We start from the raw sequence: 23,461 nt of genomic DNA on the forward strand, positions 1-23,461 counted from the left end.
AATACTGCTATCGCGAGCAAGCTTTGCTCCCACAGGTCAACTGCTCCCACAGGTCAACTGCTCCCATAGGTCAGCGTTTATTCAAGACGCGCGCCAGGCGGTCACCACCCAATTGGATCACGGCGACCAATGCCACCAGCAACACGATCACCGTGAGCATGATCTGGCTGTCGAAACGTTGGTAGCCGTAGCGGTAGGCGATGTCGCCCAGGCCGCCGGCGCCGATCGCTCCGGCCATGGCCGAGGAGTTGATCATGGTCACCAAGGTGATGGTAAAACCGCCAACGATGCCCGGCAGGGCTTCGGGCAGCAGCACATGCCAGACAATGTGCCAGCGTCGGCAACCCATGGCCTGGGCCGCTTCGATCAGGCCATGGTCGACCTCGCGCAGGCTGACTTCGGCGATGCGGGCAAAGAACGGCGTGGCGGCAATGGTCAGCGGTACTACCGCTGCCCACACGCCATAGGTGGTGCCGACGATCAGCCGGGTGAATGGGATCAACGCCACCATCAGAATCAGGAACGGTATCGAGCGGAACAGGTTCACGAACGCGCCCAGGGCCCGGTTCAAGGCCGGCGCTTCATAAATTCCACCCTTGCCGCTCGTGACCAGGATCACCGCCAGCGGTATGCCCGCCAGCAAGGCGATCAGCGACGACACGCCAACCATCAGGAACGTATCGATAAAACCCTGCAACAACCGGTCAAACCACATAACCCAGCACCTCTACCCGTTGTGCCCAATTGCCCGCCCGTTGACGCAATTCCTCGGCGGCCCATGACGAACCGCTCACGGCCAGCAGCAATTGCCCCAGCCCGTGGCCCTGAATGCGCTCGATGCCGCCGTGCAGCAGCCGCACCCGTCCACCGAGGGCACTGAACAAGGCGGCGAGATCCGGTTCTTCTCGATCTATGCCGCTGAATTGCAGGCGCAGCACGGTAGCCGCATCCGCCGATGCCGGCTGCCCCTGCAAGCGACTTTGCAGCTCTTGCGGTATGGCGTGTTGCAACGGCGCCAGCAGCGTCCGACTGACCTCGTGTTGCGGGTTGCCGAATACTTCCCAGACCGGGCCCTGCTCGACCATGCGTCCTTGCTCGAGCACCACCACCCGGTCGCAGACTTCACGGATCACCGCCATCTCGTGGGTGATCAACACGATGGTCAGGCCCAGTCGCTGATTGATCTCGCGTAGCAAACCGAGGATCGATTGGGTGGTCTCCGGGTCAAGGGCCGATGTGGCTTCATCGCACAACAGGATCTGCGGGTCATGGACCAGTGCCCGGGCAATCCCCACCCGCTGCTTCTGACCGCCCGAAAGTTGCGCCGGATAGGCCTTGTGCTTGCCTTGCAGGCCGACCAGCTCCAGCAGCCCGCGGACTTTGCGCTGGCGCTGTTCCTTGGGCACGCCGGCGACTTTCAGCGGCAGCTCAACGTTCTGCCAGACGGTCTTGGCCGACATCAGGTTGAAGTGCTGGAAGATCATGCCGATGCGCCGGCGCAATTCCACCAGGCGGTCCTCATCGAACTCGCCGATGTCTATCTGATCAATCAACACCCTGCCGCTGGTGGGTTGTTCGAGGCGGTTGATGGTGCGGATCAGCGACGACTTGCCGGCGCCGCTGCGGCCGATGATGCCGAACACCTCGCCGCGCTGGATCGCCAGGTCGATCCCTTGCAGCGCGGCCACCGGACCCTGGGCACCGTTGTAGGTCTTGCCCAGGCCGATGAAGCGCACAAGGGCGCGGTTCAACTCCGGATGCAGCTCGGTCTGGTCGGCGCTTTGGGGCGTGGGAGCTTCGTGTCTGAGTCGAGCATTGACGGCGTTCATGGTCAGCCTTCCCATCCGGCCTGGTAGAGCTTGCCATGGGCCTTGTCCAGGGCAGCGCGCACGACAGGTGAGTGCTGATAGATGTCGACGAATTTGATCAGCCTTGGGTCGGTTTTGCTCTTGGGTTGGATCACGAACTGGATGACGTACTCCTTGTGATCGAGGCCGTCGAACAGCAAGGCAGACGTGGCGTCGAAGGTCTTCGCCAAGCGGATGTAGGCGGGATAGCCCTGTACCAAGTCGGCGTCGTCATAGGCGCGCACCAGTTGCACGGCTTCGACTTGCAGGATTTTGATTTTTTTCGGGTTGGCGACGATATCGTCTTCGGTGGCCTTGTAACCCACTCCCGGCTTGAGGGTGATCAGCCCGGCTTTGGCCAGCAGTTGCAGGCCGCGACCGCTGTTGATCGGGTCGTTGGCAATGGCGACGCTCGCGCCTTCGGGCAGCTCGTCGAAGTTTTTGTATTTTTTCGAATAGAGCCCGACGTTGTTGATGATCCCCGGCGCAAAGGGCACCAGGTCGAACCCGGCGGCGGCCTTGGCATTTTCCAGGAACGGAATGTGCTGGAAGTAATTCACGTCGATATCACCGGAGGCCAGGCTGACGTTGGGCGCGATCCAGTCGCTGAACTCCACCAACTCGACCTTCAAGCCTTGCTTGCCGGCTTCTTCTACGGCGGCTTCCAGGGGAATGGCAAACGCGGCGGTGGTGCCGATCTTCAACGGTGCGTCGGCGGCAAACAGCGTCGAGCTGAACAGGCCGAGGGCCAGGGCCAGTGCTTTGACTGGCAGGGTCAGGAGTTGCTTGGTCATGTCGGATATTCCAGTCATTAATGGGCGGTGCATATTTTTTGTGGCGAACAGAGCTCTGTGGGAGCAAGGCTTGCCCGCGATGAAGTTGATGCGGTCTCTCAAAAACCGAGGTGTCTGCATCTCGAGCAAGCTTTGCTCCCACAGGGTCAGTGTCGGTAGGTCGAACCGGTGTGTCGTTCGGGCAAATGGGCCTCTGCGTGAAACAGCTTTTCGCGCAGGGTGCCGTTGTCGTATTCGGTCTTGTACGAACCGCGTCGCTGCAACTCGGGGATCACCAGGTCGATGAAGTCCACGTAGCTTTGCGGCGTGACGATGCGGGTCAGGTTGAAGCCGTCGAGGCCGGTTTCGGCGATCCACGCCTCCAGTTCATCGGCCACCTGTTCGGGCGAGCCGATCAGGGTGATGTAGCGACCGCCCAGGGCGTGCTGGTCCAGCAATTTGCGCCGGGTCCAGTCGTTGTTCTGCAGGATCTTGGTGGCAGACTGGATGGCGTTGCTCTTCACGTACTGGATCGGTTCGTCCAGTTCGTACGCGGAAAAATCGATTCCTGTCGAGGCGGAAAAATGCGCCACCCCGGCTTCGGCGCTGGCGTAGCTCAGGTACTCGGCATGCTTGGCCCAGGCGGCCGCTTCGGTCTCGCCGACGATCACGTTAAGGCCCATGAACACTTTGATGTCCCCGGGGTTTCGTCCGGCCCGGGCGGCGCTGGCGCGAACCTTGTCCACCTGGGCCTTGGTCGCGGGTTTGTTCTGGCCGCTGATGAACACGCACTCGGCATGCCGCCCGGCAAACAGCAGGCCGCGCTCGGAACTACCGGCCTGGAACAGCACCGGCGTGCGCTGGGGCGAGGGTTCGCAGAGGTGATAGCCCTCGACCTGGTAGAACTCGCCCTGGTGCCGAACCTTGTGCACTTTCTCCGGCCGGGCATAGATCCGCTGCTCGCGGTCGTTGAGCACCGCGTCGTTTTCCCAACTGCCTTCCCACAATTTGTAGAGCACTTGCAGGTATTCATCGGCCTGGTCGTAGCGGCGGTCATGCTCGACCTGCGCGGTAAGCCCCATGGCTTTGGCGGCGCTGTCCAGATAGCCGGTGACGATGTTCCAGCCGACCCGGCCGCGACTCAGATGGTCGAGGGTGCTCATGCGTCGGGCAAACAGGTAGGGTGGTTCGTAGGTCAGGTTGGCGGTGAGCCCGAAGCCGAGGTTTTTCGTCACGGCGGCCATCGCCGAGACCAGCAGCAACGGGTCGTTGACCGGCAGTTGGATCGACTCCTTGAGCGTGACGTCCACCGACTGTTGGTACACGTCGTAGACCCCGACGATGTCGGCGATGAACAGCCCGTCGAACAATCCACGCTCGAGCAACTGCGCCAGGGCGGTCCAGTATTCAATCGTGTTGTACTGGGTCGAGGTGTCCTGGGGATGAGCCCACAAACCATGGTTGATGTGCCCGATGCAGTTCATGTTGAACGCGTTGAGCAGGATCTTTTTCCTGTCGGCCGCCATCAGATAGTCCCCCGCAGCGGCGGTTTTTCATCGTTGAGGTAGAAATTGCCCACCGCGTGGTATTTCCAGCGCACCGGGTCATGCAGGGTGTGCACCCGGGCGTTGCGCCAGTGGCGGTCGAGGCCATGTTCGGCCAGGGTCGCCTGACTGCCGGCCAATTCGAACAGGGTGCTGCCGGCGGCCAGGGAAATCTCGGTGCTGATGGCGCGGGCTTCGGCTACGGCAATCGAGGCGGCGGCGACCGTGTCGGCCTGGGTGTCGGCCTGGGCCCGGTCGAGAAACTCACCGGCACGTTCCAGCAGGGCTTCGGCGGCGTGCAGGCGGATGCTCAGTTGGCCGAAACTCTTGAGGGTGTGCGGGTCTTCGGTGGCGACGTCGCTGGCGGCGTCGATCCAGGGCCGGGTTTTGCTACGGACAAAATGCAAGGCGTCCTCATAGGCGGCGCGAGCGATGCCGGTGTCGATGGCGGCGTGAAGAATCTGCGCCAGCGGCCCCACCGGCGTTGGGCGTTCGAAGGCGCTCTGGAAGGGCACGACGTCTTCGGCGGTGACATAAACGTCCTCGAACACCACCGATCCACTGCCGGTGGTGCGCTGGCCGAAACCGCTCCAGTCGTCGATCACCGTCAGGCCTCGGCTGTTGCGCGGGACGAATGCCAGTTGTTGCACGCCGTTTTCATCCACCACCGACGTGGGGATGCGCTGGGCGTAGATCGCCCCCGTGGCGTAGAACTTGCGACCGCTGATGCGGTAGCTCTCACCGTCGCGGCGCAGTTGCGTGATGCGGTCGTGGGCGGTCTTGGTGCCGAGCTCCGCCAATGCATTACCAAAACGTTGGCCGGCCAGGACTTCGGCATACAGGCGTTGTTTTTGCGCTTGGCTGCCGTTTACCCGTAGCACTTCCAGGGCGTAGAAATGATTTTGCGGAATCTGCCCCAGCGAGCCGTCGGCCTGAGCAATCAGCGCGATGACTTTGGCCAGGGTGACGTTGGACACACCGGCGCCGCCATAGGCCTTGGGCACGCTAATGCCCCACAGGCCAGAGCGGGAGAAGGCCTCCAGTTCCGGGTACGGCAAGCGGCGCTCACGGTCGCGCAGGGCGCTGTCGCGCTTGAAGTCATCGGCCAGGTCGCTGGCCACGATCAGGGCTTGTTCATCGCTGGTGATCACCGCGACGTGTTGAGAAAACGTCATGTACTGCTCCAGAGGTCGGGTCGTCAGATCCAGGAATGCCGGGCCGGCAAGGTGCCGTTCAGGTGGTAGGCGCCTACCGCGTGATACTTCCAGCGCACCGGGTCGTGCAGGGTATGGACCCGTGCGTTGCGCCAGTGGCGGTCGAGATTGAATTCGGCGAGGGTGGCGCGGCTGCCGGCCAGTTCGAACAGTTTTTCGCTGGCTTGCAGGGCGATCTCGGTGGTGAGCACCTTGGCCTCGGCCACGGCAATCGAGGCGCGGGCAGCCGATTGCGCGGTGATGGGCGCGGCGCTGACCTGGTCCAGCACTTGTCCGGCCTTGCGCAACAACGCTTCGGCGGCGTGCAGTTCGATTTTCAGCTTGCCGATGTCGGCGATCACATAGAGGTCGTCACTGGCCCGGTCGACCTTGGCATCGATCCAGGGCCGGGCTCGTTCTCGGACGAAGGCGATGGCATCGTCGATGGCGCCACGGGCGATGCCTGCATCGATGGCGGCTTGGATCAGTTGGGAAATCGCGCCTTGCACGCCGGGCGTTTCGTTGATGCGCCAGTTCTCCAGCACCAAGTCGGCATCCACTCGCACATTGTTCAGCAACACGGTGCCGCTGGCCGTGGTGCGCTGGCCGAACCCTGACCAGTCGTCGACGATCCGCAGGCCCGGGGTGCCGCGCCGCACGAACGCCAGCACCTGCCGACCCTCGTCATTCAGCGCCTTGACCGCGACCCAGTGGGCAAACAGCGCGCCGGTGGAATAGAACTTCTGACCATTGATGACAAACCCGTCACCGTCAGCGGTGATCCGGGCCTTGAGTTCAAGGGTATTGCGAGTGCCACGTTCCGGCCCTGCGTTGCCGATGCGCCAGCCTTCGAGCACGCTCTGCAGCAGGATTTTTTTCTGCCGTTCGGTGCCGGTGCCGAGAATCAGTTGGAGTACGCCGAATTGGTTTTGCGGGATCTGCCCGAGGGCCGGGTCAGCGGCGGAAATGATCGCGAACACCTCGGCCAGGGTGACGAAAGAAACCTGCGGGCCGCCGTATGCCCGGGGAATGGCGATGCTGCCCAGTCCGCTACGGGTGAATTGCTCGATTTCTGCCCAGGGTAGCTTGCGTTGCTGGTCACGACGCGCGGCCTGCTGACGGGCGACCTGCGCCAGTTCATGGGCGGCTTTGATGGCCTCGGCATCGTTGCGCAACACCTGTGCGGGCAACAGCTGCGGTGCGATGTCCAGGTCGCTCTGGATCTTTGCTTGCGCCAAATCCGACATTACAGCCACTCCGTGGCTGCAGGTAGTGCCCTGGCATACTGCGCTGGGGTGATTGTGTTCCGTTCCATACCCACCTCACATCTCAAGAAACGCCGCGATGAATGCGGCGAGCGAAAATCAAGAATGTCCGGTGGTCCGGTTTATATACCCTAAACGTGTGTAATTTATTTTTGAACTAACTTTTAGGAATATCAATAGAGGGCTTTGTGCCGAGCGATGTTGTGGCGAGGGGATTTATCCCCGTTGGGCTGCGCAGCAGCCCCAAAGCAGTCAACACAGCAACCTGCTGCACCGCGATTGCATAGTGGGGGCTGCTTCGCAGCCCAGCGGGGATAAATCCCCTCGCCACAACAGCTTGCTCAGAGTATTCATGTTCGGCGGCGCGTTTCGGCGGCCATGAGCGCCTCTTTCGGTGAAGTGCTCAGGTAGGGGTTGGCGCAACCGATCTTCAACGTTCGCGGCGGCGCCCAGTGGGAGTTGTTGCCCACGCGGTCGAGGATGCAGTAGGTCACTTCCAGGCGCAGGTCTTCTCCCGCCTCCAGAATGATCTGCGGCGGTACCCAGATGTTGATCGGCAGGCCAACCTCGCAGGGCTTGATGCGGGGCAGGTCCATGCGCACGTCGCCCCAGCGCAAGGTAATCGCATCGTCAGCAGCCATGTTCAGATAGGGCTCTATGGTCAGTGGTACACCGCGTTTGACCTGACTCGGGTTCACGCCCTTGCGGCGAATCGCATCAGGAATCCGCACTGGCGCCAGGCCTTGGTTTTCATCACCGCTCAGGGCCGACGGTTGGCCACCCGGACAATCGAGCTTGACCTGCACCCGTTGCGGTGCTGACAGCGCCGGGCCGCGCCCCACTTGCATCACGCGGTAATGGATGCGCGAAGTCCCATTGACGATGAAGCTCTCGGGTACCCGCAACGTAACGCTAGTTTGCACGTCGGCCTGGGACAACAGACGGGAGCCGACGTAGCAGTTGTCCCAGAACAGCTCGATCAGATCGCCCGCGTCCATGCCGGGGTAAGGGGCAATTGCCACTTGCAGGTGCGCAGCGCTGGTGATGTTGATGCGGGTACGCAGAGCGTTGACCAGGGTAGGCGCAGCCAGTTCAGGAATATTCGACGTACATGTCATGGTGTTCTCCTTGATGCTTTAAAACGAAGTCCGTTTCGGGAAGATCAAAAGCGCTTAATCATCGCGATATATTTTTATTGCGCAGCATGGACCCTGTCTGCGGTTCATCGCGCAGAACTAAAATAGTTCGCATCGCCTGTGGGTCACTAGATAAGGGTTCAGCAGTTTCAGTGTCAATAGAGGAACTTGCTTAATAATTAATTGTATAAGGCTTCAGAAATGTCCTACGCATCGAAGTTAAGAATACGTTGCGTTGTGCGCCATTTTCCTCGGGTTCATTGGTTTGGAAGGGAGGTGCGGCAGGAAGTCGGATAAATAGCGTAGCCCAAAGAGAAGTGTTGCCCGAGATATGTATATACCGCACGTCAACGGGGTGGCTGTGTTAAGTCAACTGGAAGTTTCAGTTTGTTACGCTGGGCTGTTAGTTGTTCCACTTCCATCCTTGGAAGTGGGGACAATATCAATAATTTACTGGTCGCCGTGTCCGGCCGAGAGGAACTTGCTGAGGAACTGTCGAGTGCGTTCCTCCCGGGGGGCTGCAAACAAGGCCTTGGCTTCGCCTTGCTCGACGATCACACCTTTGTCGAAAAACACCACGCGGTTCGCTACGTCCCGGGCGAAGCCCATTTCGTGAGTCACAATGACCATGGTGCGCTTTTCTTCGGCCAGGTCACGAATCGTCGCCAGCACCTCGCCCACCAGCTCCGGGTCCAGGGCCGACGTTGGCTCGTCGAACAGAATCACCTCGGGCTCCATCGCCAGCGCCCTGGCAATCGCCACGCGCTGTTGCTGGCCACCGGAAAGACGCCGCGGGTAGGCGTCCTCCTTGCCCGCCAGCCCGACCTTGGCCAGCAGTTTACGGCCTAAAACCTCAGCGTCGGCACGGGGGATCTTCTTCACCACCAGTGGGCCTTCGATGACGTTCTCCAGCGCGGTGCGATGGGGGAACAGATTGAAGTTCTGGAACACAAAACCCACTTGCTGGCGCAAACGACGCACCAGGTTCTGTTGCTGGTTCAGCGGGCGACTGCCATCGATTTCGATGTCGCCGACCTTGATCCGGCCACTGCTGGGTTCTTCGAGGAAGTTCAGGCAGCGCAGGAAGGTGGTCTTGCCCGAACCGCTGGGGCCGATGATCGCCACCACTTCGCCTTCTTCGATCTCCAGGTCGATGCCATTGAGCACCACTTGACCCTTGAACTGCTTTGTCAGTTTTTCCACGACAATCATGGGTCAGGACTCCTGGTCATGCCGATTGACCCGGGCTTCCAGGACGTTCTGCAGGTGCGCCAGCACGCTGGCCAGAATCCAGTAGATCAGCGCGGCGGCAAGGTACATGGTGAAGATTTCGAAAGTGCGGGCAGTGATCAACTGCGCCTGACGGAACAGCTCCGGCACCTGGATGGTCGCCGCCAGTGCGGTGTCCTTGACCAGGGAAATGAAGCTGTTGCCCAGAGGAGGCAAGGCCGTTCGCGCCGCTTGCGGCAGGATGGCCCGGCGCAGGGTCTGGGCGCGGGTCATGCCGATACTGGCCGCGGCTTCCCACTGGCCGCGCTCGATGGAGCTGATGGCGGCCCGCAGGATTTCACACGCATAGGCCGCCATGTTCAGCGAGAAGCCGATCAGCGCCGCCGGCAATGGATCCAGCTCGATGCCCAGTTGGGGCAGCCCGTAATAGATCACGAACAACTGCACCAGCAGCGGCGTGCCGCGAAAAAACGACACGTAGATGCGGGCGATCCAGCTCACCAGTTTGAAGCGCGACAGGCGCATCAACGCCAGGCCGAAGCCCAGCAGCAAGCCGAAGAACATGCCGCCCAAACTGAGGATGACCGTGTAATACGCGCCCTTGAGCAAGAAGGGCGCGGAGTCCAGCGCGAGTTGAAAAGCCTCTTCCATTATTGGGTGACGTCAGCGTTGAAGTACTTCTGCGAGATTTTCGCCAGGGTGCCGTCGGCCCGCAGTTTGTCGATGGCCTTGTTGATTGCGTCCAGCAGCTCAGGCTCGCCTTTGCGCAGGGCGATACCGGCTTCCTGGCGGGAGAACGGCTCGCCGGCTACAGCGGTGTCCTTGGCCTTGGCGGTCAGCTCCAGAGCAGCCAGCCGGTCTACCAGAATGGCGTCGATGCGGCCTACACGCAGGTCCTGGTATTTGGTTGGGTCATCGTCGTAGGTGCGGATAATAGCCTTTGGCTGGTTTTCCTTGAGCCATTGCTCATAGTTGGTGCCCAGGCCAACGCCGACTTTTTTGCCGGCCAGGTCATCGGCGGTCTTGATGGCGTCTTTGTTCTTGGTCAGAACCAGCGCCTGGATGCCGGAAACGGTGTAAGGCTGGGAGAAGTCATACTTCTTCTTGCGCTCCTCGGAGATGGTGACCTGGTTGATCACCGCGTCCAGGCGCTTGGATTCCAGCGCTGCGAGAATGCCGTCCCATTTGGTCGGTTGCAGTTTGACCTTCACGCCCAGCTCCTTGGCCAGGGCTTCGGAAAACTCCACTTCGAAACCGGCCAGCTTGCCGTCGGCGTCCACGAAACTGAACGGTGGGTAAGTGCCTTCCAGGCCGACGTTGATCACGCCCGCGTCCTTGATCTTTTGCAGCTGCTCACCGGCAACGGCCTGGCCCAGCAGGCCGGCGCTCAATGCCAGGCCCAGCGAACCCACCAACAGGTTGCGACGTAATGCGGAAAAATTCATGACAAGCCCCTGTGTTTTCTTATGAAGAGGTTATTTTGGCTGAGATAAGGCGTAGCCGCGATCCGAAAAGATTGCCACATCCTGCCTTAAAGCAGCCTGGGCGTCTCGCAGCAAATGCGCCTGTGGCGAGACTATAGGGTGGTGTTTATAGATTGGAAAATAATATTAAATCATTCAAATATTCGAGTATGGAATGAAAAAAGTCCCCTGTGGGAGCGAGCCTGCTCGCGATAACCAGTCAATATTGTTTTGGCTGACACGGCGCTATCGCGAGCAGGCTCGCTCCCACATCGAGAACTTCACTACGCCTGGAACGCCGCGTTATACGCAAACAACGCCGGTGCGCCGCCGGTATGCAGGAAGATGATCGGGCCCTCGTCGAAGCGGTCGCGACCCACCCCATCGAGCAGGCCGGCCATCGCCTTGCCGGTGTAGACCGGGTCCAGCAACAGGCCCTCCAGGCCAGCCAGCAATTTGACTGCCGCCAACGTACCGGCATTGGGTTCGCCGTAGCGGGGGCCGAAGTATTCGTCCCACAGGTTCACCTTGAAGGCCTCTGGAAGCGATACATCGAGCAACTGGGCGGTGCGTTCGGCCAAGCCCTGGACCTTGGGGCGCTGGTCTTCTTCGCTGCGAGACACAGTTATGCCAATCACGGGAAGTTGCCCCAGCGTTTCACTGAGCGCCAGCGTCAGGCCGCTGTGCGTCCCGGCGCTGCCCGAAGCCAGCACCACGGCAGCGAAATTCAGGCCGGTGTCCTTGATTTGCTCGGCCAGCTCAAGCCCGGCGCGTACATACCCCAGCGCACCCAGAGCGTTCGAACCGCCAATCGGTACCAGATAGGGCTTCTTCCCGTTGCTGCGCAGGCGTGCGGCGAGGGCTTGCAACTGCTCGTCGGCGTTATCCAGGTTTTCTACCAATTCGACCTTGGCGTCGAACAGCTCCAGCAGCAGCCGGTTGCCGTTGCTCAGGTAGTTGCTGTCTTCGGTGCCGATGGGGTTTTCCAGCAGGGCCACACAGCCCAGGCCCAGCTTTGCCGCCAGCGCGGCAGTCTGGCGCACATGATTGGACTGGATCGCCCCGGCGGTGATGAGGGTGTCGGCACCTTGAGCCAGGGCGTCGGCGGCCAGGTATTCGAGCTTGCGCAGCTTGTTGCCGCCCAGCGCCAGAGGCGTCAGGTCATCGCGCTTGATATAGATATCGCGACCGAGCCAGGAGGAAAGACGGTCGAGTTTTTCCAGGGGAGTTGGATGACCGAGCAGGTCGAGACGGTTAAAGCGCGCCAGCTGTTGTTTGATCATGGGGTCGTACTGGTTGCAGGAAATCCATGGACTATAGGCACGCCGATATTGATGGGCAACCGCCAATCGTTTGCCGGGGCGTAAATGGGGACGCATGAGAGATGAGCAGCGAAAACCTGTGGGAGCGAGCCTGCTCGCGATCGCGGTGTGTCAGCGAATGGATGTACCCACTGAACCACCGCGATCGCGAGCAGGCTCGCTCCCACAGGGGCTGTGTTATGTCTGTTGAACACTGAACGAATGCTCTCCAGGCAACGTCATACCCTCCCGTAGGCTAGCGTAGGAAACATGCCATCCAGCCGTGCGATTAGTCCTTAGCTACCTATTCATGTTTAACTTGAACGTTCATTCAAGTTAAACCGTCGGTTTGCTGCCCGCTCACAACAGGAGGCTTGCCTTTGCCGAGTCCGTTTTCGATTTTCACGATTCCGCTTTCCGGGGTACATCGCTCATGAGTGCCTCGTCCCTTCCACCCAGCGGCCTGGTCCGCATGAATCCGCCGGTTTTTTACTTTGCCGCGACCTTCATTCTGCTGTTCGGCCTGGTGGTCATCGCCGTGCCGGAGCAGGCGGGTGCCTGGCTGCTGGCGGCGCAGAACTGGGCGGCCAATACGGTCGGCTGGTATTACATGTTGGCGATGACCCTGTATCTGGTCTTCGTGGTGGTCACCGCCTTGTCCGGCTACGGCAAGATCAAGCTCGGTGCCGACCACGACGAGCCCGAATTCAGTTACCTGTCCTGGGCTGGCATGCTGTTCGCTGCCGGTATCAGCATCACGCTGTTTTTTTTCTGTGTCTCCGAACCGCTGACCCATCTGGTTCAGCCACCGCAAGGCGAGGCCGGTACCGCAGATGCCGCGCGCCAGGCCATGCAGATCCTGTTTCTGCACTGGGGCCTGCACGGCTGGGGCGTGTTTGCTTTCGTCGGCATGGCCCTGGCGTACTTTGCCTACCGGCACAATTTGCCGCTGGCCCTGCGTTCAGCGCTGTACCCGCTGATCGGTAAACGTATTAACGGTCCCATCGGCTACGCGGTGGACGGCTTCGGCATCATCGCGACCGTGTTCGGCCTCGGCGCGGACATGGGGTTTGGGGTGCTGCATCTCAATTCCGGGCTCGATTACCTGTTCGGCATCGCCCATACCCAGTGGATTCAGGTCGGCCTGATCGTGCTGATGATGGGCGCGGCAATCATTGTGGCGGTGGCCGGTGTCGATAAAGGCGTGCGGGTCATGTCCGACATCAACATGCTGCTGGCCTGCGCATTGCTGCTGTTCGTGCTGTTTGCCGGACCTACCCAACATTTGCTCAACACGTTGATCCAGAACATCGGCGATTATCTCGGCGCCCTGCCGATGAAGAGTTTTGACGTGTATGCCTACGACGAGCCCAGCGACTGGCTGGGCGGCTGGACGGTGTTCTACTGGGCCTGGTGGATTGCGTGGTCGCCGTTCGTGGGGTTGTTCATTGCGCGCATTTCCCGTGGGCGCACTATCCGTGAGTTCGTGTTTGGCGTGCTGCTGATTCCCCTTGGCTTCACCCTGGCGTGGATGTCGATCTTCGGTAACAGCGCCATTGACCAAGTGCTGAACCACGGCATGAGTGCCCTGGGTATGTCGGCCCTGGAAAACCCGTCGATGAGCCTTTATTTGCTGCTGGAAACCTATCCATGGAGCAAGACCGTCATCGCGGTCACCGTGTTTATCAGTTTTGTGTTCTTCGTCACGTCAGCCGACTCCGGCACCGTGGTGCTTTCCACGTTGTCGGCCAAGGGCGGCAACCCCGATGAAGACGGGCCCAAATGGCTGCGGGTGTTCTGGGGGGCGATGACTGCCCTGGTGACCAGCGCATTGCTGTTCTCCGGCAGTATCGATGCCTTGAAGTCGGCAGTGGTGCTGACGTCCTTGCCGTTCTCGCTGATTCTGCTGCTGATGATGTGGGGCCTGCACAAGGCGTTTTACCTCGAGTCCCAGAAGCAGATTGCGCAGTTGCATTCGCTGGCGCCGGTGTCAGCTTCTCGACGGGGTACGGGCGGCTGGCGACAGCGCTTGAGTCAGGCGGTGCATTTCCCGTCCCGCGATGAGGTGTACCGTTTTCTCGACACCACGGTGCGCCCGGCCATCGAAGAGGTGAAGGCGGTGTTCGCCGAGAAAGGTCTGACAGTGGTGACCCAGCCAGACCCGGCCAACGACAGCGTCAGCCTGGAAATCGGCCACGGCGAGCAGCATCCGTTCATCTACCAGGTGCAGATGCGCGGCTACTTCACGCCGTCCTTCGCCCGCGGCGGCATGGGCTCCAAGGAACTCAACAACCGCCGTTACTACCGCGCCGAAGTGCACCTGAGCGAAGGCAGCCAGGACTACGATCTGGTGGGTTATACCAAGGAGCAGGTCATCAACGACATCCTCGACCAATACGAGCGGCACATGCAGTTCCTGCATCTGGTGCGCTGATCGGGCGAAACCTCAGACCAGGCCGCCGTTGGCTCGCAGAATTTGCCCGTTCACCCAGCCGGCGGCCGGGCTGACCAGGAAGGATATGATGCTGGCGATGTCCTCCGGCTGGCCGAGGCGTTCCAGGGGCGGCATTTTGGCGAAGTTCTGGATCTGTTCTTCGCTCTTGCCATGCAGGAACAGTTCGGTAGCAACCGGGCCGGGCGCCACGGCGTTGACCGTGATCTGGCGGCCGCGCAGTTCCTTGGCAAACACCTGTGTCAGTGACTCGACGGCGGCCTTGCTGGCGATGTACACCGAATAACCGGGCAGGTTCAGGCCAACGGTGCTGCTGGAAAAATTCACGATCCGGCCACCGTCGTTCAAACGGGTTGCGGCTTCGCGCAGGGTGTTGAAGGTGCCGCGGGTGTTGATGGCGAACGTCTGGTCGAACAACTCGTCACTGTGCTGGGCCAAGGGCATCACTTGCAGGGTACCCGCGTTATTGATCAGCACATCCACCTTGCCCAGTTGCGCTTCGGTTTCATCGAACATCCGCCGGACGTCGACGGCAGAGGACACATCTGCCTTGATCGCTATGGCTTGGTGACCGGCCTGGCGCAATTGCACCACCAGCTTCGAGGCTTCGGCGGCGCTGTTGGCGTAGTTAATGGCGACGGCATAGCCATCGAGAGCCAATTGCTTGGCGATTTCGGCACCGATGCCGCGGGAGGCGCCGGTTACGATGGCAACTTTGGCGGTTGGAGAGGGCATAAGAGGGCTCCTTTTGAAGTGGATGACGCCAGATTCACATGTTTACCCTCAGCGATAAATGCCCGACGGCTGCCTTGACTGTTCAGTAATTACAAACAATAAGCGCGCTGCATGACGCCTCGTTGATTGGCCGATGCGTGGCCAATCTGCGGCAGATCACCTGCGCCGGCATCCAGCCCCCACACCTGATATGCGAACTTTCGGCCTGACGAATGCGTCTGTGAGGTGTTAGCTTGCCCCTTGTACCAGCCACCCGAACAGAGAGCCTTTCGATGACCTACACCGCTGCCGAAAACCGCTACGAGTCCATTCCTTACCGCCGTGTCGGTCGCAGCGGGCTGGTGCTGCCGGCGCTGTCGTTGGGGTTGTGGCACAACTTCGGCGACAGCACGCCGATCGACACGCAGCGTTCGCTGCTGCGTACGGCGTTTGATCTGGGTATCAATCACTTCGACCTGGCCAACAACTACGGCCCGCCCTACGGCAGCGCCGAGATCAATTTTGGTCGGTTGCTGCGCGAAGACTTCAAGCAGTATCGCGATGAGTTGATCATCTCCAGCAAGGCCGGTTGGGACATGTGGCCGGGTCCTTACGGCCAGGGTGGTGGTTCGCGCAAGTACGTGTTGGCCAGTCTGGACCAGAGCCTGCAACGCCTGGGCCTGGACTATGTGGATATCTTCTATTCCCACCGCTTCGACCCCGACACCCCGCTGGAAGAAACCGCTAGCGCGCTGGCCACGGCTGTGCAGCAGGGCAAGGCGTTGTACATTGGCATCTCTTCGTATTCCGGGGTGAAGACTCGAGAAATGGCTGCGCTACTCAAAGAGTGGAAGGTCCCACTGCTGATCCATCAACCGGCCTACAACCTGCTTAATCGCTGGGTGGAAAAGGACCTGCTGGACGCCACCGATGAACTGGGCACGGGTGTGATTGCCTTTACGCCGTTGGCCCAGGGCCTGCTGACCGACAAGTACCTCAAAGGCATTCCGGCCGATGCGCGGGTCAATCGCCCGGGTGGTGGTTCGTTGCAGGCTTCGCACCTGTCGCAGGAGAACATCGCCCATGTACGCGCCCTCAATGAAATTGCCCAGCGTCGCGGGCAAAGCCTGGCGCAAATGGCCCTGGCCTGGACCCTGCGCGACGCACGGGTAACCTCTGCGCTGATCGGCGCCAGTCGGCCGGAGCAGATTATCGAGAACGTCGGGGCGTTGAAGAACCTGAGTTTTAGCGCTGAAGAACTGGCGCAGATCGACCGGTTTGCCCAGGAGGGCGGGATCAATCTGTGGGAGAAGCCTTCGTCGGCGGAGTAGTGACTTGAGCCAATCAGCCGATCCGCCAGAAATGGCCGGCTGTACACAAAACCCTGTGGGAGGGAGCTTGCTCCCTCCCACAGGTGTTCGCTCGTCGGCGAGGTGTGCCTAGTTACTGATCGCCAGGATGCTCGCCTGGTACGCCCCTACAAACACATCGAAATCCCCCACTTCGTTCTGCTCAAGCTCGGCTTGCTGAGCCAGGGATTGACGAGCGTTTTCTTCGAATGCGCTCTGTTCCTGGGCAGGCAACGGCTCGGCGCGGAAGAATTCGGCGTGGGCCTTGCTCTGGCGCAGGGAGAACTGGGCGAAACTTTCCTGGTGTTCTGCCATGGCCGCCAGCACTTGGGCGGAGGGGGTCAGTGACGGGTCCCGCACCTTCGCCAATTGCGCGTCCAGTGCCTGGCGGTGGGCGTCGCCCCCCTGGCTCTCGTCGAGCAGCGAGGCCAATGGCGCGATCTTTTCCAGAAGCTCGATAGCCCAGGCTTGCATGTCCACCGATTGCCCTTGGCGTTGCAATTGCAAACCTGGCCGACGGCCTTCCTTGACCACGGTCAGGAAGTTGTTCGTCGCATTGCTGCATTCGTTGTTTTCCAGGAGCGGACTGTCGTTCAGACCGCAATACAGCAGGAACGCATCGAGGAAGCGCGATTCGGTGAGGTCGATGCCCATCGGCAGGAAGGGGTTGATGTCCAGGCAACGGACTTCGACGTACTGGATGCCTCGAGCCATCAACGCCTGGATCGGGCGCTCGCCGGTATAGGTCACGCGTTTTGGGCGGATGTTGGAGTAGTACTCGTTTTCGATCTGCAAAATATTGGTGTTGAGCTGCACCCACTCACCATTCTTATGCGTGCCGACTTCGACGTAGGGCGCGTACGGTGTCGCCACCGCCTTGCGCAGGCTGTCGGTATAGCTTGCCAGGTCGTTGTAGCAGGGGGTCAGGCCGGCCTGGGCGTTGCTTTGGTAACCCAGGTCGCTCATGCGCAGGCTGGTGGCGTACGGCAGGTACAAGGTGTCCGGATCCAATTGTTCCAACTGGTGCGGACGGCCGCGCAGAAAGCCGGCATCCAGAGCCGGCGAGGCACCGAACAGGTACATCAGCAACCAGCTGTAGCGACGGAAATTACGGATCAGCGCGATGTAGGCCGATGACTGGAAATCACGATCGCTCGCTTCAACGGCTTCGGCCTGACGCAGCAGCGGCCAGAGTTTTTCCGGCAGGGAAAAGTTGTAGTGGATCCCGGCGATGCATTGCATGGTCTTGCCATAGCGCAGGGCCAGACCCTGGCGGTAGACATACTTGAGCCGACCAATGTTCGAGGTGCCGTAATACGCGATCGGGATGTCTTCCTCCGCTGGCAGCGGGCACGGCATCGAAGGGCTCCACAGGTACTCGTTGCCGAGCTTGCTGTAGGCAAACCGGTGGATCTTGTCGAGGCTTCGCAAGGTATCGGCCACGTCAGCCTGGGCCGGGGTGATGAACTCCAGCAGCGACTCGGAATAGTCGGTGGTGATCTGCTCGTTGGTCAGCGCCGAGCCCAGGGCTTCGGGGTGCGGGGTCTGCGCCAGATGCCCTGTGTCCGTGACGCGCAGGCATTCACGTTCGATGCCGTGCAGGCACTGCTCGAGCAGGGAGAGGTTGGCGCGCTCGCCGAGCAGAGCCAGGCGGCGGTTTAAAAGGTCGCTCAAGTTGAATTCCTTCACGCGTCAGTCGCCCCAATATGGGGGTGGTCACGACGGTCTACAAGGGTGAAGTTAAAACTGGCGTTTTCGCCTGGTTTTTGTGTGGCCAAAGACAATTCGTCGCGGCCCCTCTGTGGGAGCGAGCCTGCTCGCGATAGCGGTATGTCGGTCAACTTTACATTGACTGCTCCACCGCTATCGCGAGCAGGCTCGCTCCCACAGGGGATATCGATGCCGCATTCGCAGCGCCGAAATTAACCCAAATCGATGACAGGGAGCTATAGGACTGCGAACGTGCCTTGTGCTTTTGCGACCAGTTTGTCGCCTTGCATCACCTCGGCCTCAACCACCAGCGTGCGCCGACCCGGGTGGATGACCCGGGCCGTCGCACTCTGCTGGTCAAAGCCGTGGACACTGGAACAAGCCAGGCCCATGGCGATGTCCACCAGGCTGAACAGCGCGCCGCCGTGCAGCTTGCCGCCACGGTTGCGCAGCGGTGGCTCAAGGCTCAGGGCGACTTGCGCCACCCCGTCCCCCAGGCTGTGCAGACGGCAGCCGAGCAGCTTGAAAAACGCGCTTTCCACCAACCCGGCTGGCGCGTCCATCAGCGTTTCTTCAACTGCTTGGCGTTGGCGAACAGCGAGGCCATGGCGTTGTTCGCCGGGGCCGCAGTGGCGGTTTCCTTGCGCGGCGCGGTGTTCTGCGACTGGCGCGGTGTCGAGCCCGGACGAGCGCCGCGGGCACCGTCGACCTTCTCGCCCGGTGTGTCACTCATGCGCATCGACAGACCGACGCGTTTGCGCGGGATGTCGACTTCCATGACCTTCACTTTCACCACATCACCGGCCTTCACCGCTTCGCGCGGATCCTTGATGAACTTCTCCGACAAGGCGGAGATGTGCACCAGACCATCCTGATGCACGCCGATGTCGACGAAGGCACCGAAATTGGTGACATTGGTCACCACGCCTTCGAGGATCATGCCCGGCTGCAGGTCCTTGAGGTCTTCGACGCCGTCCTGGAACTCGGCGGTCTTGAACTCGGGGCGTGGGTCGCGGCCGGGTTTCTCCAGTTCCTGAAGAATGTCGGTCACGGTGGGCAGGCCGAAGGTTTCGTCGGTGAATTTTTTCGGGTCCAGGCGCTTGAGAAACGCGGCGTCACCGATCAGCGAACGGATGTCGCGGTCGGTCTGGGCGGCGATGCGTTGCACCAGCGGATAGGCCTCAGGGTGGACAGCCGACGAATCCAGCGGGTTGTCGCCGTTCATGACCCGCAGGAAGCCGGCGGCCTGTTCGAAGGTTTTTTCACCCAGGCGCGGGACTTTCTTCAATGCGGCGCGGGTCTTGAACGCACCGTGTTCGTCGCGGTGGGTGACGATGTTCTGCGCCAGCGTGGCGTTGAGGCCCGAGATGCGCGCCAGCAGCGCTACCGAAGCGGTGTTCACATCCACGCCCACGGCGTTCACGCAATCCTCCACGACGGCGTCCAGGCCCCGGGCCAGTTTCAACTGGGAAACGTCGTGCTGGTACTGGCCGACACCGATGGATTTCGGATCGATCTTCACCAGTTCCGCCAGCGGGTCCTGCAGGCGACGGGCGATGGACACCGCCCCGCGAATCGACACGTCCAGGTCCGGGAACTCCTTGGAGGCCAGTTCCGACGCCGAATAAACCGAAGCGCCGGCCTCGGAAACCATGACCTTGGTCATCTTCATGGTCGGGTATTTCTTGATCAGTTCGGCGGCCAGTTTGTCGGTCTCCCGGCTGGCGGTGCCGTTGCCGATGGCGATCAGGTCCACCGAATGCTTGGCGCATAGCGCGGCGAGCACGGCGAGGGTCTGGTCCCACTTGTTATGCGGCACATGGGGGTAGACCGTGGCATGGTCCAGCAGCTTGCCGGTGGAGTCCACCACGGCCACTTTGCAACCGGTACGCAGGCCCGGGTCCAGGCCCAGGGTGGCGCGCGGCCCGGCCGGTGCGGCCAGCAGCAGGTCGTGCAGGTTGTGAGCGAAGACGTTGATCGCTTCTGTCTCAGCGTTGTCGCGCAGCTCGCCCAGCAGATCGGTTTCCAGGTGGGTGTAGAGCTTGACCTTCCAGGTCCAGCGCACCACTTCGGCCAGCCATTTGTCGGCGGCGCGGTTCTGGTTCTGGATGCCGAACTGCTGGCCGATCATGCCTTCGCACGGGTGCATGGTGCCGGGCAACTCATCGCCCACCTTCAGCGCGGAGCTGAGAATGCCTTCGTTGCGGCCGCGGAAAATTGCCAGGGCGCGGTGGGACGGCATGCTCTTGAGCGGTTCGTCGTGCTCGAAGTAGTCGCGGAACTTGGCGCCTTCCTCTTCCTTGCCGGCGATCACGCGGGCGCTGAGGGTAGCCTCCTGCTTGAGGTAATTGCGCAGTTTTTCCAGCAGGTTGGCGTCTTCGGCGAAGCGTTCCATAAGGATGTACTTGGCACCTTCCAGCGCGGCTTTCACGTCCGCCACACCTTTTTCGGCATCGACGAAACGCGCGGCTTCGGTTTCCGGGGACAGGGTCGGGTCGTTGAACAGGCCGTCGGCCAGCTCGCCGAGGCCGGCCTCCAGGGCGATCTGGCCCTTGGTGCGGCGTTTTTGCTTGTAGGGCAGGTACAGGTCTTCGAGACGGGTCTTGGTGTCGGCCAGCTTGATGTCACGCTCAAGTTGCGGGGTCAGCTTGCCCTGTTCCTGAATGCTGGCCAGGATGCTGACGCGCCGCTCGTCGAGTTCTCGCAAGTAGCGCAGGCGCTCTTCCAGATGACGCAATTGAGTGTCATCGAGGCTGCCGGTCACTTCTTTGCGGTAACGGGCGATAAAGGGCACCGTGGAGCCCTCATCCAGTAGCGCGACGGCCGCTTCGACCTGTTGTGGGCGTACGCCGAGTTCCTCGGCGATGCGGCTGTTGATGCTGTCCATAAAACCACCTGAAAAATTGTGAAATCAGACTCGTCACCGCAGAAACCGGGCTCGGCGAGACTGGTTGAGCGGCCTGGCGTGCGCCGCTGCCTGGGTCAAAAGGCTGCCTGTTGACCCGCGAAATTCAGAAAGTGCTGCCTGGCAAGGGAAAAAACGATGGGTCGGGATCACGATCCGACATTCCCTGGCACAAAAGGCCGCGCATTATAACCAGCGTTGCGTTCTTAGGGGGCGTCGTGGTCTGTAGGCTCGATACCCGGATGACTGGAGATAGAGGAAAAATCTGCTAACAATGCACACGGTGCGTATAACGGCAGCTAGGCCATAATGCGCGCCGAGATCAAAGGAGCTTCCTATGAGCAGCACTGCACAAACTGCTGAAGGCGAAAAAATTCTTATTGTTGACGACGATCCGGGGCTGAGCAGCCTGCTGGAGCGCTTTTTCGTCAGCAAGGGCTACCGTGCCCGCACCGTACCGAACACCGAGCAAATGGATCGGCTGCTGGCCCGTGAGGTCTTCAACCTGGTGGTCCTCGACCTGATGCTGCCAGGTGAAGACGGTTTGACAGCCTGCCGTCGCCTGCGTGGCGCGAACAACCAGATCCCGATCATCATGCTCACGGCCAAGGGCGATGAGCTGAGCCGTATCAAGGGTCTGGAACTGGGCGCTGACGATTACCTGGCCAAGCCGTTCAACCCGGACGAGCTGATGGCCCGGGTCAAGGCGGTGTTGCGTCGTCAGTCGGCCCCGGTGCCTGGCGCCCCGGGCAGCGAAGATGAAAGCGTGACCTTCGGCGACTATGAACTGTCCCTGGCCACTCGCGAGCTCAAGCGCGGCGATGAAATACACATGCTCACCACCGGTGAGTTCGCCGTGCTCAAGGCCCTGGTGATGAACGCCCGTCAGCCGCTGACCCGCGACAAGCTGATGAACCTGGCCCGTGGCCGTGAATGGGATGCGCTGGAGCGATCCATCGACGTGCAGATTTCCCGTCTGCGCCGGATGATCGAGCCTGATCCTTCCAAGCCGCGATATATCCAGACTGTCTGGGGCGTGGGTTATGTATTCGTGCCGGATGGCGCCGCCAGCAAGTGATCGGTGATTTGTAGGAGCGGGTGGCCTGGCGGGTTGAATTTCTTCCTGCAGGCGACTCGCGGTCCGTTATTGTGCGAGCATCGCTCGCTCCTGCAAGTGTGTAGCGGCTATTCATGAAAACCCCCGTTTGGTTCCCCCAGAGCTTCTTCTCCCGCACCCTCTGGCTGGTGCTGATTGTCGTGCTCTTTTCCAAGGCACTGACGCTCGTCTACTTGCTGATGAACGAAGATGTGCTGGTGGACCGGCAGTACAGCCACGGCGTTGCCTTGACCCTTCGAGCCTATTGGGCCGCCGACGAAGCCAACCGGGAGAAGATCGCCGAAGCGGCGACCCTGATCCGGGTGGTTGGCGCTGGCGTGCCGGAAGGCGAACAACACTGGCCTTACAGCGAGATCTATCAACGGCAGATGCAGGACGAACTCGGCGCCGATACCGAAGTGCGCTTGCGTATGCACTCGCCTCCGGCGCTGTGGGTCCGTGCGCCGAGCCTGGGGGATGGCTGGTTGAAGGTACCGTTGTACCCCCACCCGTTGCGCGGCCAGAAAATCTGGAACGTGCTTGGCTGGTTCCTGGCCATCGGCCTGTTGTCGACCGCTTCGGCGTGGATCTTCGTCAGCCAGCTCAATCAGCCGCTCAAGCGTCTGGTCTACGCGGCCCGACAATTGGGCCAGGGCCGTAGCGTGCGATTGCCCATCAGCGACACTCCCAGTGAAATGACCGAGGTGTACCGCGCTTTCAACCAGATGGCCGAGGACGTCGAGCAGGCCGGACGCGAGCGTGAACTGATGCTTGCGGGCGTCTCCCACGACCTGCGCACACCGTTGACCCGTTTACGGCTGTCGCTGGAGTTGATGGGCGAGCACACCGACCTGACCGATGAAATGGTCCGCGATATCGAAGACATGGACGCGATTCTCGATCAGTTCCTGGCGTTCATTCGCGACGGTCGGGACGAGTCCGTGGAAGAAGTCGATCTCAGCGAGCTGGTACGGGAAGTGGCCGCGCCCTATAACCAGAACTGCGAAAAAGTGCACCTGCGCCTGGAGCCGATCCAGCCGTTCCCGCTGCGCCGGGTGTCGATGAAGCGATTGCTGAACAACCTGATCGGCAATGCCTTGAATCACGCCGGCACGGGCGTCGAAGTGGCGGCTTATGTTTCCGGTGATACCAGCGCACCTTATGTGGTGCTCAGCGTCATGGACCGTGGTGCCGGGATCGATCCGTCGGAACTGGAAGCCATTTTCAACCCCTTCACCCGGGGCGACCGTGCCCGGGGCGGAAAAGGCACGGGATTGGGCCTGGCCATTGTCAAGCGCATCGCTTCGATGCACGGCGGCAATGTCGAATTGCGCAACCGCGCCGGCGGTGGTCTGGAAGCGCGGGTGAGGTTGCCGTTGGGGCTGTTGTTGCCTAGGGATGCGGTATAGGGATACACCCGTTTGCTCAAGAACTGATGTGGGAGCGAGCCTGCTCGCGATAGCAGTGGATCAGCAGCATTGAT

19 protein-coding genes are annotated in these 23,461 nt (G+C 60.9%); 4 read left to right on the top strand and 15 right to left on the bottom strand.

Going from position 1 to position 23,461, the window contains the following annotated elements; all coding sequences use genetic code 11:
* Positions 1–70 precede the first annotated feature (70 nt).
* The 11 genes from HQ912_RS02340 to HQ912_RS02390 all read right to left on the bottom strand — a co-directional run bounded on the left by HQ912_RS02340 (position 71) and on the right by HQ912_RS02390 (position 11,734).
* A complete protein-coding gene (locus tag HQ912_RS02340; RefSeq protein WP_173406423.1) occupies positions 71–715 on the bottom strand; it encodes a methionine ABC transporter permease in 645 nt (214 codons plus the stop codon).
* Complete coding sequence (locus tag HQ912_RS02345) at positions 705–1,829, bottom strand: methionine ABC transporter ATP-binding protein (protein ID WP_173406424.1); 1,125 nt, start codon at positions 1,827–1,829, stop codon at positions 705–707. The genes HQ912_RS02340 and HQ912_RS02345 overlap by 11 nt, the downstream gene beginning before the upstream one ends.
* Before the next feature lie 2 nt (positions 1,830–1,831).
* Complete coding sequence (locus HQ912_RS02350) at positions 1,832–2,641, bottom strand: MetQ/NlpA family ABC transporter substrate-binding protein (RefSeq protein ID WP_160894048.1); 810 nt, start codon at positions 2,639–2,641, stop codon at positions 1,832–1,834.
* 146 nt (positions 2,642–2,787) lie between these two features.
* On the bottom strand, positions 2,788–4,146 hold the full coding sequence (locus HQ912_RS02355) for an LLM class flavin-dependent oxidoreductase (protein ID WP_160894046.1): 1,359 nt from the start codon (positions 4,144–4,146) through the stop codon (positions 2,788–2,790).
* On the bottom strand, positions 4,146–5,339 hold the full coding sequence (locus HQ912_RS02360) for an SfnB family sulfur acquisition oxidoreductase (RefSeq protein WP_173406425.1): 1,194 nt from the start codon (positions 5,337–5,339) through the stop codon (positions 4,146–4,148). Before HQ912_RS02360 ends, HQ912_RS02355 begins: the two co-directional genes overlap by 1 nt.
* Positions 5,340–5,362: 23 nt before the next feature.
* The gene (locus HQ912_RS02365; protein WP_160894044.1) at positions 5,363–6,604 is read right to left on the bottom strand and encodes an SfnB family sulfur acquisition oxidoreductase; all 1,242 of its coding nucleotides are present in this window, start codon (positions 6,602–6,604) and stop codon (positions 5,363–5,365) included.
* A gap of 368 nt (positions 6,605–6,972) precedes the next feature.
* Entirely contained in the window at positions 6,973–7,740 is a 768-nt protein-coding gene (locus tag HQ912_RS02370) for a hypothetical protein (protein ID WP_173406426.1), read from the bottom strand.
* Between the two features lie 468 nt (positions 7,741–8,208).
* Complete coding sequence (tcyN, locus tag HQ912_RS02375; protein WP_173406427.1) at positions 8,209–8,970, bottom strand: L-cystine ABC transporter ATP-binding protein TcyN; 762 nt, start codon at positions 8,968–8,970, stop codon at positions 8,209–8,211.
* A 3-nt stretch (positions 8,971–8,973) separates the two neighbouring features.
* Complete coding sequence (gene tcyL, locus HQ912_RS02380; RefSeq protein WP_047226833.1) at positions 8,974–9,639, bottom strand: cystine ABC transporter permease; 666 nt, start codon at positions 9,637–9,639, stop codon at positions 8,974–8,976.
* The gene (tcyJ, locus tag HQ912_RS02385) at positions 9,639–10,433 is read right to left on the bottom strand and encodes a cystine ABC transporter substrate-binding protein (RefSeq protein ID WP_047226834.1); all 795 of its coding nucleotides are present in this window, start codon (positions 10,431–10,433) and stop codon (positions 9,639–9,641) included. The genes tcyL and tcyJ overlap by 1 nt, the downstream gene beginning before the upstream one ends.
* A 302-nt stretch (positions 10,434–10,735) precedes the next feature.
* Positions 10,736–11,734, bottom strand: a complete 999-nt coding sequence (locus tag HQ912_RS02390; RefSeq protein ID WP_107323094.1) for a D-cysteine desulfhydrase — start codon at positions 11,732–11,734, stop codon at positions 10,736–10,738.
* Positions 11,735–12,224: 490 nt separating this feature from the next.
* Between HQ912_RS02390 and betT the strand changes: the two genes are divergently transcribed.
* A complete protein-coding gene (gene betT / locus HQ912_RS02395) occupies positions 12,225–14,186 on the top strand; it encodes a choline transporter BetT (RefSeq protein ID WP_171061300.1) in 1,962 nt (653 codons plus the stop codon).
* Positions 14,187–14,198: 12 nt separating this feature from the next.
* On the opposite strand, the gene HQ912_RS02400 is transcribed toward betT, so the two are convergent.
* Entirely contained in the window at positions 14,199–14,939 is a 741-nt protein-coding gene (locus HQ912_RS02400) for an SDR family oxidoreductase (RefSeq protein WP_047226837.1), read from the bottom strand.
* 272 nt (positions 14,940–15,211) lie between these two features.
* Between HQ912_RS02400 and mgrA the strand changes: the two genes are divergently transcribed.
* Complete coding sequence (gene mgrA, locus HQ912_RS02405) at positions 15,212–16,249, top strand: L-glyceraldehyde 3-phosphate reductase (RefSeq protein WP_047226838.1); 1,038 nt, start codon at positions 15,212–15,214, stop codon at positions 16,247–16,249.
* A 108-nt stretch (positions 16,250–16,357) separates the two neighbouring features.
* On the opposite strand, the gene gshA is transcribed toward mgrA, so the two are convergent.
* From gshA to HQ912_RS02420, 3 genes are all read right to left on the bottom strand, one after another.
* Complete coding sequence (gshA, locus tag HQ912_RS02410) at positions 16,358–17,941, bottom strand: glutamate--cysteine ligase (protein WP_047226839.1); 1,584 nt, start codon at positions 17,939–17,941, stop codon at positions 16,358–16,360.
* 272 nt (positions 17,942–18,213) lie between these two features.
* Positions 18,214–18,540 (bottom strand): PaaI family thioesterase, encoded by a 327-nt coding sequence (locus HQ912_RS02415; RefSeq protein WP_173406428.1) that lies wholly within the window; start codon positions 18,538–18,540, stop codon positions 18,214–18,216.
* On the bottom strand, positions 18,540–20,864 hold the full coding sequence (locus tag HQ912_RS02420) for a Tex family protein (protein WP_107323092.1): 2,325 nt from the start codon (positions 20,862–20,864) through the stop codon (positions 18,540–18,542). Before HQ912_RS02420 ends, HQ912_RS02415 begins: the two co-directional genes overlap by 1 nt.
* A 355-nt stretch (positions 20,865–21,219) precedes the next feature.
* Here HQ912_RS02420 and ompR point away from each other — a divergent pair, with 355 nt between their 5' ends.
* A complete protein-coding gene (gene ompR / locus HQ912_RS02425; RefSeq protein WP_025211284.1) occupies positions 21,220–21,960 on the top strand; it encodes a two-component system response regulator OmpR in 741 nt (246 codons plus the stop codon).
* 113 nt (positions 21,961–22,073) lie between these two features.
* A complete protein-coding gene (locus tag HQ912_RS02430) occupies positions 22,074–23,387 on the top strand; it encodes an ATP-binding protein (RefSeq protein WP_047226842.1) in 1,314 nt (437 codons plus the stop codon).
* Positions 23,388–23,461 lie beyond the last annotated feature (74 nt).

This window comes from Pseudomonas sp. MPDS, assembly GCF_013283895.1.
GTDB lineage: Bacteria > Pseudomonadota > Gammaproteobacteria > Pseudomonadales > Pseudomonadaceae > Aquipseudomonas > Aquipseudomonas rhizophila.